General features: G+C 68.3%; 9 protein-coding genes. 4 read left to right on the top strand and 5 right to left on the bottom strand.

Annotated features, from left to right (window positions below):
• Complete coding sequence (locus tag QFZ33_RS09935; RefSeq protein ID WP_307027011.1) at positions 1 to 2,691, bottom strand: bifunctional acetate--CoA ligase family protein/GNAT family N-acetyltransferase; 2,691 nt, start codon at positions 2,689 to 2,691, stop codon at positions 1 to 3.
• A gap of 55 nt (positions 2,692 to 2,746) precedes the next feature.
• Here QFZ33_RS09935 and QFZ33_RS09930 point away from each other — a divergent pair, with 55 nt between their 5' ends.
• Complete coding sequence (locus QFZ33_RS09930) at positions 2,747 to 5,263, top strand: DNA gyrase/topoisomerase IV subunit A (protein WP_307027008.1); 2,517 nt, start codon at positions 2,747 to 2,749, stop codon at positions 5,261 to 5,263.
• 9 nt (positions 5,264 to 5,272) lie between these two features.
• Positions 5,273 to 5,791: a DinB family protein gene (locus QFZ33_RS09925; RefSeq protein ID WP_307027006.1), complete on the top strand. Its 519-nt coding sequence runs from the start codon at positions 5,273 to 5,275 to the stop codon at positions 5,789 to 5,791.
• 15 nt (positions 5,792 to 5,806) lie between these two features.
• Here the strand turns inward: QFZ33_RS09925 and QFZ33_RS09920 are convergent, their stop codons facing one another.
• A complete protein-coding gene (locus QFZ33_RS09920; RefSeq protein ID WP_307027005.1) occupies positions 5,807 to 6,874 on the bottom strand; it encodes a GNAT family N-acetyltransferase in 1,068 nt (355 codons plus the stop codon).
• A gap of 144 nt (positions 6,875 to 7,018) precedes the next feature.
• On the opposite strand from QFZ33_RS09920, the gene QFZ33_RS09915 reads away from it, so the two are divergent.
• Positions 7,019 to 7,249, top strand: a complete 231-nt coding sequence (locus QFZ33_RS09915; RefSeq protein ID WP_307027003.1) for a zinc-ribbon domain-containing protein — start codon at positions 7,019 to 7,021, stop codon at positions 7,247 to 7,249.
• On the opposite strand, the gene cydD is transcribed toward QFZ33_RS09915, so the two are convergent.
• The 3 genes from cydD to QFZ33_RS09900 are packed head-to-tail and all read right to left on the bottom strand — an operon-like array spanning position 7,246 to position 13,476.
• Positions 7,246 to 10,800 (bottom strand): thiol reductant ABC exporter subunit CydD, encoded by a 3,555-nt coding sequence (gene cydD, locus QFZ33_RS09910; protein ID WP_307027000.1) that lies wholly within the window; start codon positions 10,798 to 10,800, stop codon positions 7,246 to 7,248. The two genes, QFZ33_RS09915 and cydD, sit on opposite strands and share 4 nt — an antisense overlap.
• Positions 10,801 to 10,806: 6 nt before the next feature.
• Positions 10,807 to 11,856, bottom strand: a complete 1,050-nt coding sequence (gene cydB, locus QFZ33_RS09905) for a cytochrome d ubiquinol oxidase subunit II (protein WP_307026997.1) — start codon at positions 11,854 to 11,856, stop codon at positions 10,807 to 10,809.
• A gap of 18 nt (positions 11,857 to 11,874) precedes the next feature.
• Complete coding sequence (locus QFZ33_RS09900; protein WP_307026995.1) at positions 11,875 to 13,476, bottom strand: cytochrome ubiquinol oxidase subunit I; 1,602 nt, start codon at positions 13,474 to 13,476, stop codon at positions 11,875 to 11,877.
• A 273-nt stretch (positions 13,477 to 13,749) separates the two neighbouring features.
• On the opposite strand from QFZ33_RS09900, the gene QFZ33_RS09895 reads away from it, so the two are divergent.
• A complete protein-coding gene (locus QFZ33_RS09895; RefSeq protein WP_307026993.1) occupies positions 13,750 to 14,136 on the top strand; it encodes a BlaI/MecI/CopY family transcriptional regulator in 387 nt (128 codons plus the stop codon).
• The last annotated feature ends 4 nt before the right edge of the window (positions 14,137 to 14,140 follow it).

Genomic DNA, 14,140 nt, shown 5'->3' with positions numbered 1-14,140 from the left:
CTAGCTGCGCATTGCCCGGCGGGCGCTGTCGGTGCGCTGCGCGGCGTTGCCGATCCGCACGTCGGCGGCAAGGATGAACGCCCCCTGTGGCGTGGACAGGACCGGGTTGAACTCGACGAGGGCGATTTCCGGATGCGCGTCCTTGAGCCGTGCCAGCCTCGCGGCCACGTCCTCCAAGGCGGAAACGTCCACGGCGGGCAGGCCCTGGTAGCCGAACAGCTTCCGGGACGCGCGCGGGCTTCGGACCAGGTCACGCAGGTCCCCATCAGACAGCGGCGGCGCCCGGTGCGCCCAGTCGTCCAGCAGGTTCACGGCGTCCCCGGCCAGCCCGAAGGACACCACGGGCCCCAACAGGGGATCCTCGATGGCGCGCAGGGTGCAGGCCTGGCCCACCGGAACCATCGTCTGGACCTCCAGCGACGCCGAACCGTAGGGCTCAAGCGCCCGGCGCATCTGAAGGATATTCACCCGGAGGGAGTCCGCATCCTGGATATCCAGCCGCACCCCGCCGAGGTCCAGCCGGTGGCGCAGCGTCGGATCGGTGGTCTTCAGTGCCACCGGCCAGCCCAGCCTGCCGGCCGCCTCCACGGCTTCATCGTCCGTTTCAAAGCCTTCCGAGGGCATCACCCTGATCCCGTAATGCGCCAGCAGGCGGGCAGCGTCGTCGGGACTGAGTTTCTTGAGTTGCTCGCCGCGGACATCGGCCAGCAGGTTTTCGAGGTCGGCGTGCGCGGCGTCAGGATCGCATCCGTCAGGTTCCACAAAGAGGCCCTGGTCCCGCCCTGCCCATTCGGCGTAGCGCACGACGGCGGACAGGGCGGCCACGGCCGCCCCCGGATTCGAGTAGCACGGCACCGGTGCCGTGCCGGAGCCCTCCCCCACCATGCCTTCCACGTACACCGACGGATCGAGGATGCCGGTGAAGGCCGCCACCACCGGCTTTCCGGCCTCCGCGGAGGATTCTGCGAGCGCTGCGGCAATGTTCTCAACGGTCAGCCCGCGGGCCGGAAGGAAGGCAACCACGGCGGCGTGGACTGCCTCTTTGGCCAGCACGTCGCGGAGCCGCTCACGCAGAGCCGGCAGCGCCCGCGACATGCCGGCGTCGAGATCCAGCTCCGTCACGAGCTCCTCCACGCCCAGGCCGTGGGACTCGGCGCTGTCCGCCACTACTTTCCCCAGCGCCCCGGAGTTGCTGAACACCGCGACGCCGGCTCCCTTGGGGAGCGGCTGGGCGGACACGATCTGCGCCACGTCCATGAGCTGTTCGACGGTCTCCACCCGGATCACGCCGGACTGGCGCATCATCGAGTCCAGCGCATCGGCCGGAGCCTGGGTGGTGCGCACGGCATGGCCGGGCGGCAGCTGCAGCCCCATGGAGGCGGACTTGGCCACGATCACCGGCTTGGTCCGCGCGAGCCGCCGGGCGATGCGGGAGAATTTGCGCGGGTTGCCGATCGACTCCAGATACAGGCCCACGGCGGTGGTGTCGGCGTCGTCCTCCCAGAACTGCATCATGTCGTTGCCGGACACATCGGCCCGGTTTCCGGCCGAGAGGAACGTGGAGATGCCGGCGCGGCGCCGGCTGGACGCCGCGTACAGGGCCACCCCGATCGCCGCGGACTGGCTGAACAGCCCCAGGCCGCCGCCGCGGGCCAGGCTGGGCGCCATGGAGGCGTTCAGCGACACCGCGGAGTTGGTGTTCACGATGCCGAGCGAGGCCGGCCCGATGACCCGCATCCCGTTGGCCCGCGCCTGCCGCACCAGCTCCCGCTGCCGGGCGAGGCCCCGCTCCCCGTCCTCGGTGAACCCGGCGGAGGCCACCAGGACCCCCTTCACGCCGGCGGCGGCGCACTCATCCACCACCTTGGGGACTTCCTCGTAGGGCACCGCGACGATCGCCAGCTGCACCCGCCCGGGTACGTCGGAGAGCTTGCCGAAGGACAGCATGCCGGCCAGTTCAAAGGCCTCGGGGTTGATGGCGTAGACGGGGCCGGTAAAGCCGCCTTCGATGATGTGTTCCAGGAGCTGGTACCCCACGGTTCCCCACCGGCGGCTCGCACCGATCACCGCCACCGACGACGGCGCCAGCAGGTCCTGGACGCTCCTCGCCTCCGCACGGTGCTCCCGTGCTTCCATCACGGCGCGTGATTTGTCCGTGGGGTCGATATTGAACTCCAGGCTCACCACGCCGTCGTCGAAATGTCGTTTGACATCGTATCCGGCGTCCGAGAAGACCATGAGCATCTTGCGGTTCTCGGGCAGTACCTCGGCGCTGAACCGGCGGATCCCGTTTTCACGGGCCGCCGCCGCGAGGTGCTCCAGCAAAATCGAGCCGATGCCCCGGCCCTGGTGCGCGTCGGCGATGTTAAAGGCCACCTCGGCCTCCGCGGGGTCATCCAGCCGGTCGTACCGGCCAATGCCGATGATGTCCCCGCCGATGGTGATCACGAAAGCCACCCGGTCCCGGTAATCCACCTCCGTGAAACGCTTGAGCTCGCGGCTGGAGAGCCGCTCCTTGAAGGCGAAGAACCGCATGTAGATGGAGTCCTGCGACTGCCGCGTGTGGAAGGTCTGCACGGCGTCCGCGTCGGTGGGATGGATGGGCCGCAAATGCGCTGTGCCGCCGTCCCTCAGAACGACATCAGCCTCCCAATATTCCGGATATTCGCCGTCCCCGGGCTGATCCACCATAGGCTTAGCCTAGCTAAACCTCCCGAAGTGCACCCCAAAAGGATCTACCAGCCCCATGGCACGCCGCCAAACACGCACCCCCGCAGGGGAAACAGTCCAGGACTACACCGAAAACATCGTCGATATCGACGTGACTTCCGAGATGGAAGGCTCCTTCCTGGAGTACGCGTACTCGGTCATCTACTCCCGGGCCCTGCCCGACGCCCGGGACGGCCTGAAACCCGTCCAGCGGCGCATCCTCTACATGATGAGCGACATGGGCCTCCGTCCGGACCGCGGCCACGTTAAGAGCGCCCGCGTGGTGGGTGAGGTCATGGGCAAGCTCCACCCGCACGGCGACACCGCCATCTACGACGCCATGGTTCGCATGGCCCAGGACTTCTCGCTCCGGCTTCCCCTGATCGACGGCCATGGAAACTTCGGCTCGCTCGACGACGGCCCCGCTGCACCGCGGTACACCGAAGCCCGCCTGGCGGCGGCAGCACTCACCATGACGGACCACCTCGACGAGGACGTTGTGGACTTCGTCCCCAACTACGACAACCAGCTCACCCAGCCGGAAGTCCTCCCAGCAGCGTTCCCCAACCTGCTGGTGAACGGCACCACCGGCATCGCCGTCGGCATGGCCACGAACATGGCACCGCACAACCTCGTCGAGGTCATCTCCGCCGCCCGGCACCTCATCGCCAACCCGGACGCCACGCTGGAAGACATCATGCGCTTCGTCCCCGGCCCCGACCTGCCCACCGGTGGCCGCATCGTGGGCCTGGACGGAATCCGGGACGCCTACGCCACGGGCCGCGGCTCCTTTAAGACCCGCGCCAAGGTGGAGGTGGAGCAGCTCTCGGCCCGCCGGACCGGCCTCGTGGTCACCGAACTGCCGTACATGGTGGGCCCGGAAAAGGTGATCGAGAAGATCAAGGACGCGGTCAACGGCAAGAAGCTGGCGGGCATCAGCGACGTCGTGGACCTGACCGACCGCAAGCACGGCCTGCGGCTGGTCATCGAGCTCAAGAACGGTTTCAACCCCAACGCCGTGCTCCAGCAGCTGTACCGCTACTCGCCGATGGAGGATTCCTTCGGCATCAACAACGTCACCCTGGTGGACGGGCAGCCGCAAACGCTGGGACTGCTCCAGCTGCTCACTGTCTACGTGGACCACCGCATCTCGGTGGTGCGGCGCCGTACGGTGTTCCGGCTTGGCAAGAAGAAGGACCGCCTCCACCTGGTGGAGGGCCTCCTCATCGCCATCGTGGACATTGACGAGGTTATCCAAATCATCCGGTCCTCGGACGAGGCCTCCGCGGCGCGGGAGCGGCTGATGTCCATCTACGACCTCTCCGAAATCCAGGCGAACTACATCCTTGAGCTCCGCCTCCGCCAGCTGACCAAGTACAGCAGGATCGAGCTGGAGAAGGAACAGGAGCAGCTTCGCAGGGAGATCGCCGAGCTGGAGGCCATCCTCGAATCCGATCAGCTGCTGCGGGACCTGGTGTCCGGCGAACTCGAGGAGATCGCGGAGAAGTACGGCACCCCGCGGCGGACGGTGCTCCTGGAATCCGAGGCCGTGACCCCGACTGTGGCCAGCGCCGCCGCCGTCGAGGGAAAGCCAGGGGCGAAGGGCAAGCCCGCTCCCCTGGCCCTTGAGATCGCGGACGACCCGTGCTGGGTGATCCTCACGGCCTCCGGGCAGATTGCCCGGACCGCAAACCAGGACAGCCTGGCTGAGACCGGACCGCGCGCCAGGCACGATGTGTTCCGCTCGGTGGTCAAGACCTCTGCCCGGGGCGAGATCGCTGCGGTCACCTCGCAGGGGCGCATGCTGCGGATCCAGGTGATGGACATGCCCGTCCTCCCGCCGGTGTCCGGCCTGCCGAACCTCGCCGGCGGTGTTCCGGCCAAGGACTTCATTACCCTGCTGAAGGGTGAGACCCTCGTGGCGTTCGCCCCCCTTGATGTTGTGCTGGCGGTCGGCACGGCGCAGGGCGTCGTGAAGCGGGTGCAGCCGGATTACCCTTTGAACCGCGAGGACTGGGAAGTGATCACGCTGAAGGACAAGGACACCGTGGTGGGAGTGGCGCCGGCAGAGTCCGACGACGCCGACCTTGTGTTCCTGACACGGCAGGCACAGCTGCTGCGGTTCAGCGCCGCCGTCGTCCGCCCGCAGGGCAGGACAGCCGGGGGCATGGCGGGCATCAAGCTTGCCGCGGGCGACCAGGTGGTGTTCTTCGGTGCGGTCGCCCCGGGCGACGAGGCCGCCGTCGTCGTCACCATTTCCGGCACGGAAGGTGCCCTGCCGGGCACCGCCCCAGGGGCTGCCAAAGTGACGGCCTTTGACGAATACCCGGCCAAGGGCCGCGCCACCGCCGGGGTCCGGGCGCACCGGTTCCTGAAGGGTGAGGACACGCTGCTGCTGGCGTGGGCCGGCCACGGCCCGGCGAAGGCGTCGTCGTCGGCAGGGGTAGCCCGCTCGCTGCCCCAGGAGCACGGCCGGCGCGACGGTTCGGGCATCCCGCTCTCGCAGGCCGTGGATGTGATCGGTCCGAGCATGGCCTGGCCTGAATCCGCCTAGACTACTGCCATGCCTATCGTCCCGGATGAAAAAGACTGGACCTGGGTCCTGTCCCGCCCCTGCAGCCAGTGCGGCTTCGACGCGTCCACCGTCACGCCGTCAACAGTTCCCGGCAGCGTCGAAAACATGCTGCCGCGCTGGCGGGCCGTGCTCCGGCGGCCGGACGCCAGCGAGCGGCCGGACGAGAGCACCTGGTCCGCGCTGGAGTACGCCTGCCACGTCAGGGATGTGTTCAGCCTCTTCGACCGCCGCATCAACCTGATGCTCACCGAGGACAATGCCCAGTTTGAGAACTGGGACCAGGACCGGACAGCGGTAGAGGGCGACTACGTGAATGCAGACCCGGCCGTGGTGAGCGCCGAGCTCACCACGGAGGGCCAGCAGGTTGCGGCATCCTTCGCCAGGGTGCAGGAGTCGCAGTGGAGCCGGACCGGCCTGCGCAGCAACGGCTCGGAGTTCACCGTCCTGACGCTCGCGCAGTATTTCCTGCACGACGTCGTCCATCACCTTGCGGACGTGGACGGCTGACCCAAATCAGTCCGGCTAAAGGACCTTGTCCCACGCGAGGCTGGTATTGACCGGGACGTAGCCCATCTTGCGGTACAGCGCCATGGCCCCGCTTGGATTCTCGGAGTCCACGTCCAGCGACGCCTTGTCCAGGCCCGCGGCGGCAAAGCGCCGCATCGCGTCAGCCAGAAGCGCCTGGGCGATCCCGCGCCCTCGGAACTCCCGGCGGACACCGAGCAGGTCCGTATAGCCCTCGCTGAACCCGCGCGCCACCGTGTTGTCGGGGTCATAGCTGGCCAGCTGGTAGCCGGCGATCTCACCCGTGCGGCTCTCCAGCACGACGGCGCTGAGGTCAGGCCGGGCCAGGGGGTCGTTGACCACGAAGCCCCATGACTCCTCGTCCCGTGGTTCGCTGCCCCAGTGGTCGGCAAAGACCTGGTTGTGCGCCAAACGCAGGGCTTCGCTCAGCCCGGGTTCCATGGGCACCAGTTCCAGCCCGTGGTCCAGTGGTGCATCAGGCAGCGGCGCGGACAGCGGGCGGTGCATCTCGTTGTAGTAGCGGACCACCTCATACCCCGACTCCTCCAGGAGGACGCATTGGTGCTGCTGTTTCTGCTCGATGAAAAGCCGCAGCCGTGGCACCGGCCCTCCGCCGTCCGGCGCCGCACTGTCTGGCCCTGCACCGTCTGGCCCTGCACTGTGATCTTCCGCGAACCGCTGCCTTGTCCGGGCCTCGAGCCAGGCCAGAAGGGCTGAGCCCACACCGCGGCGCTGCCACTGCGGGTCGACGGCACAGAATCCGTGCGCCTTGGCCCCGTCCTTGTTCTTGGTGAGGCGGGCGTACGCCCGCGGGACGCCGCTGGAGTCCAAGCCAAGTACTGTGTTCGGCCCCACCGGGTTGTTTTTGGACTCCATAATCTGTTCCAGGTCCGCCCGCCTTTCAAACCACACCGGCTGCTCGACGGCCGCGGTCCTGGCGATCAGCGCAGCCCATGCGTCCAGGTCCGCGGGTATGGCGCTGCGCCAGTGCAGTTCCGGAAAGTCGACGGCGGGCAGCTCAGCTGAGCCGTCCGCGGTCCGGTCAGAGGCATCCGTATGCGTCATGGGAACAGGCTAGCCGCAGGGAAGATGCCGCGCCATCATTCCTGACGCTGCCTGCCACGCCTGACGCGGCGGCGTGGGAAGCCTTAGGCTGGTGCCATCATCGGGCTGGGAAAACTACCCCAGCGTTTCCCTGAAAGGCACAGCATGCTTCTACTCTTCGGGTTCAAGACAGTCCAGAAGCTGCTCCCCGGCCGGGCGGCATCCTGCCGGTACTGCGGCGTGTTCGCCCACCACCACCTGGAGGAGCGCGCCACAAAGTTCACGCTGTTCTTCATCCCGGTTTTCACGACCTCCCGCTCCTACCGGATCACCTGCTCGAACTGCGGAGCCACGTCGGTGGTCAACGGCCGCCAGAAGCAGGCACTGGTGGGCTAACCCCGGCCGGACGCCATCACCGCGGAGGCGGAGAGCCGGTGTTCGGGGCGGAGGTCCAGAAGCGCATCGGCGGGGCTGATGTCGGCCGGATTATGGGTCACCAGCACCACGGTGCGCGACGCAAGTCCGGCACGCAGGTCCGCAATCAGCGCCCGGCCGGATTCTGCGTCGAGGTGCGCCGTTGGCTCGTCCAGGAGGATCACGTCGGCCTGTGTCATGAGGGTGCGTGCCACTGCCAGCCGCTGCCGTTCGCCACCGCTGAGAAACGCTCCGCCCGGGCCGATGCGGGTGTCGAGGCCGTCTTCCAGCCGCGCCAGCAGGGGTGCCAGCCCAACCGCCGTCAGTGCTTCGCGCATCGAACGCTCGGCCTCCGCCGCAGGCTCCCCACCGGACTGCTGCCGGGGGCTGCCGAGCAGCAGGTTCCCGCGGACCGTGGAGTCGAAGAGGTGCGCCTCCTGCGGGCACCACGCCGCGGTGCCCGTCACCGCGATGCGGCCTGCCCGGGCAGGGAGAAAGCCCAGCACCACTGCCAGCAGCGTGGACTTGCCGGCGCCGGACGGGCCGGTCACCGCCAGCCAGCGGCCGGGCTCAGCCACGGCGGACAGACCACTGAAGACAGCCCCGCCCCCGGGCCACGCGGCCGACAATCCATCCAGTTCAACGCCCGGCTGCCCGAACTCCCCGGAATCCGGCCGGGAAGGCCGCCCGGTGTCCCCGCCATCAACGCCGTCCTGGCGATCAGCGCTGTACACGCCGTCAGCGCTGGGTTCTCGGGACTGCAGGACGCCCGACTCACCGATGCGGCGCAGGACCGCATGCAATGCCGGAAACTGCCGTACCGCCGTCGTCATGGCCCCAAAGGGTTCGGCGAGCGCCAGCTGCAGCAGGACGACGACGCCGACGGTGGTCGCCGGAAGGGAACCGGCCAGCACTTGGGGAGCCGCCAGTACGGCGCTGTAGAGGGCACCCGCGCCGCACGCGGCCACGGTAAGGGCCTGGCCCAGGCCTTCAGCCCAGGCCGAACGCCGTGCCGCGCCGGTGGCGTCCCGGTCCAGCGCACGGATGGCGTCCAGAACCGGCCGCTTCGCGCCGTTCGCGTGCAGTTCTGCCCTGGCGTCGAGTGCCGCGGCGACCCGCCGGAGGACCCCGGAGCGCAGCCGCTGTTCGGCTTGTGCCGACATCCGGTCGGCGAGCAGCGCCGCGGCCGGAGCGGCCACCAGGCTTACCAGGGCGGCGGCGAGCGCTGCGGGCAGGGCCGCAGGAAGCAGCCAGCCCACCGTACCGGCAGCAGCGGCGGCCACCGCCACTGCGGTAGCCGGCGGCAGCACCACCCGCGGGAGCAGGTCCCGGACGGTGTCGACGTCCTCGATGACGGCGCCCAGCACATTGCCGCCCTGCAGCAGCCGGCGCAGGGACAGCGCCCGCTGGCTGAGGGACGCCCACAGGCGGCCGCGGAGCTTCGTCAGTGAGGCAAACACGGCTTCGTGCAGGAGGAGCCGCTCGCAGTAACGCAGAACGGCGCGGCCGATGCCGAAGAACCGGACGCCGACGATAGCCGTCAGGAGGTACATGATGGGCGGCTGCTCACTGGCGCGCAGGATGAGCCATCCGGACAGCCCGGAAAGCGCGACGGCGAAAAGGGCGGCCAGGGCCCCGACGATTCCGGAGGCAGCGAACCGTCCGCGGACGGGTGCGAGCAGCCGGGCAAGCATGCCGGCCACGTCACCGGAGCCGGGTGGTGCCTCGGCGACTGGGACGCCGGCCGTCCTGGTTCCGGCCTCCACCCGGGAGACTCCCCCGCCGTCGGCCGACGCACTGGGAACGGCGACGCTGGCCGATGCATGGGCTGTGGTCGTGATTTCAGCAGCGGGCGCAGAAGGTGCCGCCGCTCCTCGGCCGGACACCGGCACGATATGGTCGGCGAGTTCCCTCGTCTGGCGGTCGTGGGCCACCAGGATGACGGTGGCGCAGCCGTGCAGCGAACGGATCGCGTGGTGGACACGGTTGGCCGATTCGCGGTCGAGGTGCGCTGTGGGCTCGTCCAGGAGCAATACCGTGGCTCCCGCCTCGATGCGGGCCAGCCCGCGGGCAAGGGCCACGCGGCGCAGCTCGCCCGGGCTCAGTTCGGCTGGATGCTTGTCCGCCAGATGGTCCGCGCCTACGGCCGCCAGGCAGCGCAGCACTCCCCCGGCATGTGCTTCATCAGCGGCGGCTGCTGCACTGGTTACTTCGGTGCCGGCTGTAACAGTCCCGGCCGTCAGGTACAGCAGGACTTCGGCGCGCACGGTGTCCGCCACCATCACGGGATGCTGCGGCACCCAGGCCACATCCCCGGCCGTGAATCCTTCAACAGTTCCTGAGACCGCCGTGCCGCCCCCGGTTCCGACCGTGCCCGCGAGAACGCCCAGCACCGTGCTCTTGCCCGCCCCGCTGGCGCCGTCCAGCGCGGTGACCAGTCCGGCCGGCGCCGAAAAGCTGAGGGGGCCGACGGCGGGACCCTGCCTTCCCGGATAGCTGACCGTGAGGTCCCGGACCCTCAGGCTGCGCGGGCCCGCCACATCGGCGGCCTGCACACCGCCCGGTCCGGCCGAGGCCGGACCGGGCACGAGGCGCCGGGGCTCCGGTGCTTCCAGCACCGCCGTAGTTTCAGCAAGGGCGGCCCGGCCGTCGTCGCTCGCGTGGTGTGCGGTCCCCAGCTCACGGAGCGGAAGATAGCAGTCGGGGGCAAGGATGAGGGCAAGCAGCCCGGCCTCCAGCGCCATGTCGCCGTGGACGAGCCGGACGCCGATGAACACCGCCACCACGGCAACGGAGATCGTGGCGATCAGTTCCAGGGCGAGGGCGGAGAGGAACGCCGTCCGCAGGGTCCCCATGGTCCGCGACCGGTAATCCTCGGAGATGTCCTCCAGGGCGCGGCGCTGGGCGGCGGCGCGGCCGAGTCCCACCAGCACCGGCAGTCCCTTGGCGAGTTCGAGCATGTGCCCGGACAGCCTGGACAGGGCGGCCTGGGCATCCCGCACCTTGTCCTCCGTGTAGCGGCCGATCAGCACCATGAACACGGGAACCAGGGGCACCGTCAGCACGATCACCACCGCGCTGACCCAGTCGGCGAAAAGGATCCGGGCGCCGAGCAGCAGCGGTATGGCCGCACAGTTCACCAGCGCGGGGAGGTACTGCGTGTAATAGCTGTCCAGCGCGTCCAGGCCTCGGGTCGCAAGCACCGCCAGGCCGCCGTCGGAAGGGCCTGCAGACCGGACTCGGTTGCGCACTGCCGTCTCGAGCAGTTGCGCGCGCAGCTCCTCCTTGACGCCCAGGGCGGCGCGCCTCGCGGCGACGCCCTGCGCCCAGACCGTCACGGACCGCAGCACCACGCCGGCGGCGCCCCAGCCCAGCTGGCCAGCCCACGCGGCGTCCTGCGTCATGAGGCCGGCCAGCACATCGGCGACGGCCTGCCCCATGAGCACCAGGGACAGGGCCTTTAGGGCAGCCAGCAGGCCCAGTCCGTAGAGGGCGCGGCGGGTGGAGGGTCCGGACGGGAACTGGGGTTTCAATGCGGGTCAGTCTTTCCTGATGAGTGCTTTAGCGGCGACCGCGGGCAGGAAGCTGTGCGCCTCCGGAATGTGGGCGGCGCTGACGCGGCGGCGGAACACCCAGTACGTCCACGCCTGGTAGGCGATCACCAGCGGCAGCCCCATGCACGCCGCGATGCTCATCAGACCGAGCGTGTAGTCCGAGGACGAGGCGTTGGCGATGGTGAGGTTGAAGGCGGGGTCGATGGTGGACGGCAGGACCACCGGGAACACAGCCCCGAAGATGGAGGCGGAGCCGCCCAGCAGGAACACGCCGATTGCCAGGAAGGCCCGGCCCTCGTTTCCCTTCCGGGCCTGGGCCCAGGCCACGGCCGCGGCAACCACGGCCGCGGCGAGGACAACCATCGTCCAGGCTTCACCGCTGAGGACCTGCACGCCGATGGCCCAGCCCGCCATCGGGAGGAGCAGGACGGGAAGCAGCCGCACAAACCACCGCCGCGCGCGGTGCCGGACGTCGCCATCGGTCTTCAGTGCCAGGAACGCCAAGGCGTGCAGCAGGGCAAAGCCAGCCACTGCCAGGCCCCCCAGCACCGCGTACCAGCTGAACCAGGCGAACGGCCCGCCGTCGCGGTCGCCGTTGGCGTCCAGCGGCAGTCCGGTGGTGGTCAGCCCCAGGGCGGCACCCACGCCGAAGGCGGCCAGGAAGGATCCGACGGCGATCGCCCAGTCCCAGGTGTTGCGCCAGCGGTCGGTGTCCACCTTGCCGCGGTATTCGAACGCCACCGCGCGGAAGATCAGCGCGACGAGGACCAGCAGCAAGGGCAGGTACAGGGCGGAGAACAGGGAGGCGTACCAGAATGGGAAGGCCGCGAAGGTGGCGCCGCCGGCGGTGAGAAGCCAGACTTCGTTTCCGTCCCAGACCGGCCCGATGGTGTTGAGGAGCACGCGGCGTTCGGTGTTGTTGCGGGCAAAGATCTTCATCAGCATCCCGACCCCAAGGTCGAATCCCTCCAGGAAGAGGTAGCCGGTCCACAGGACGGCGATGGCAATGAACCAGATGGTTGGCAGCAGTTCCATGCTTTGTATCCTCGGGTCTTAGTAGGCGAACGCCAGGACGTCGTCGGAGGTTCCGGGCTTGTCCGGTCCGCCGTCGCGGGGCGTGGCGTCCTCGTTCTCGTCAACCGGCGCGTGGACCAGTTCGGGCATTGCCGAGGCGACGCCACCCCGTACGTACTTCACGAGGAGTTTCACCTCCACCACGAGGAGCACCGCGTAGATCAGGGTGAGGACAATGAGGGACGTCAGGATTTCGCCAGCGGAAACCCCTGGCGAAACAGCCGCGGCCGTGAACATGAAGACCTGGTCGATGCCGTTGAGGTCGGGGTTGGGGGCCACGACGAAGGGCTGGCGGCCCATTTCCGTGAAGATCCAGCCCGCGGCGTTGGCACCGAAGGGAGCCAGAATGCCGAACACGGCCAGCCGCATTAGCCAGCGCGACTCGGGGACGGTCCCCTTGCGGGTCAGCCAGAGTGCCACCAGGGCGGCGAGGGCAGCCAGGCCGCCGAAGCCGATCATGGCCCGGAAGCCCCAGTAGGTGACCTCCATGACCGGCACGTACTCGACTTCCTGGCCGGCGCGGTCACCGTAGATGGGGTTGTCCGGCACGTGTGTGCCGTAGTCCGCCTTGTACTGCTCGATCAGGCTGTTGACGCCCTTGACCTCCGTAGTGAAGTCGCCCTTGGCGAGGTAGGACAGGATGCCCGGGACCTCGATCAGCGCCACGATGTCGTCGCAGTTGCGGGAGCCGACGTTGCCGACACTCAGGACGGAGAATCCCGTACCGTCGTGGCACGCGGCTTCGGCGGCGGCCATCTTCATGGGCTGCTGTTCGAACATCAGCTTGCCTTGCAGGTCTCCCGTGAGCGCGGTTCCGGCAAAGGAGATCATGGCGACGACGGCGCCGATCCGCAGCGACTTGATCCACACCGTGTAGTCGGTGCGGTCGCGGCCCGGGATCGCGGCCTCACCGGCGATGACCTTACCGTCCGCCCCGACGGCGTCGATGCCGTCGCGGCGCCGGCGCCAGAGGTGGTACCAGGCGATGCCCAGCAGGAATCCCCCGGCCACGGCAAGCGCGCCGAAGAGGGTGTGGGGCACGGCCACGAGGGCAGTGTTGTTGGTGAACACGGCCCAGGCGTCGGTCATGACCGGGCGGCCGTCAATCATCGTGACGCCGACGGGGTGCTGCATCCAGCTGTTGGCCACGATGATGAAGTAGGCGGAGAAAAAGGAGCCCACCACGGCGATCCAGAGGCAGGCGAGGTGGATGCCCTTCTTCAGCTGCTTCCAGCCGAAGATCCACAGGCCCAGGAAGGTCGACTCGACGAAGAAGGCGAGGAGTGCCTCGAGGGCCAGCGGGGCGCCGAAGACGTCACCCACGAACCGGCTGTATTCGCTCCAGGCCATGCCGAACTGGAACTCCTGAACGATGCCCGTGGCCACGCCCATGATGAAGTTGATGAGGAAGAGCTTTCCCCAGAACTTGGTCATCCGCAGGTAGGCCGGATTCCCGGTGCGGTACCAGACGGTCTGCATCACTGCGACGACCAGGCCCAGGCCGATTGTCAGCGGCACCATCATGAAGTGGTAGACGGTGGTGATTCCGAATTGCCAGCGTGCGATTTCCAAGGCGTCCAAGGCGGTCCCTACTTACGGTTGGGTCTAGCTCTCCAGCGCTGTTTTCTACGCAACGTAGAACTTCAACTTCTACAGAGTGTAGAACACGGGGCGAACACTGTAAACACGGTGGCATGCACCACCGGAGGAACGCAATCACCTGCGACGCGCCGAACGTTCTACCTCATGTAGAAACAAACCGCCAAACGCGATAGATTTGAAGTTGCAGTATTGGAATCACGGCACGGGCCGGGCAATCGGCCCCTGGCAGTGCGTTGTCAAAAGGATGTACAGATGGCAAGTCTTGGGGAACTCGAACGCGCAGTCATGGACCTGCTCTGGGCGGGCCACGAAGCAGCCACGGCCAACACGCTGCGGGATCTGCTTGCGCAGACCACGGCAGCGCATGGCGGAGCAGCAGGGCATGAGGGCAAGGATCTGGCGGTCACCACCGTGCTGACGGTCCTCTCGCGGCTCGAAAAGAAGGGCCTCGTGGAACGCGAACGCGGCACCCGGCCGCACCGCTACCAGGCTGTATCCAGCCGCGAAGACCACACCGCCGAACTCATGCACGAAGTGCTGGGATCCGCTCCGGACCGCGAGGCCGTGCTGGCCCGGTTCATCGGATCAGTGACGGAAAGTGAAGCGGAGACGTTGCGCAAACTGCTTGGCCACAGCTAACACC

The organism is Arthrobacter globiformis (assembly GCF_030815865.1).
Classification (GTDB): domain Bacteria; phylum Actinomycetota; class Actinomycetes; order Actinomycetales; family Micrococcaceae; genus Arthrobacter; species Arthrobacter globiformis_B.
This window is presented reverse-complemented; position numbering and strand designations above follow the sequence as displayed.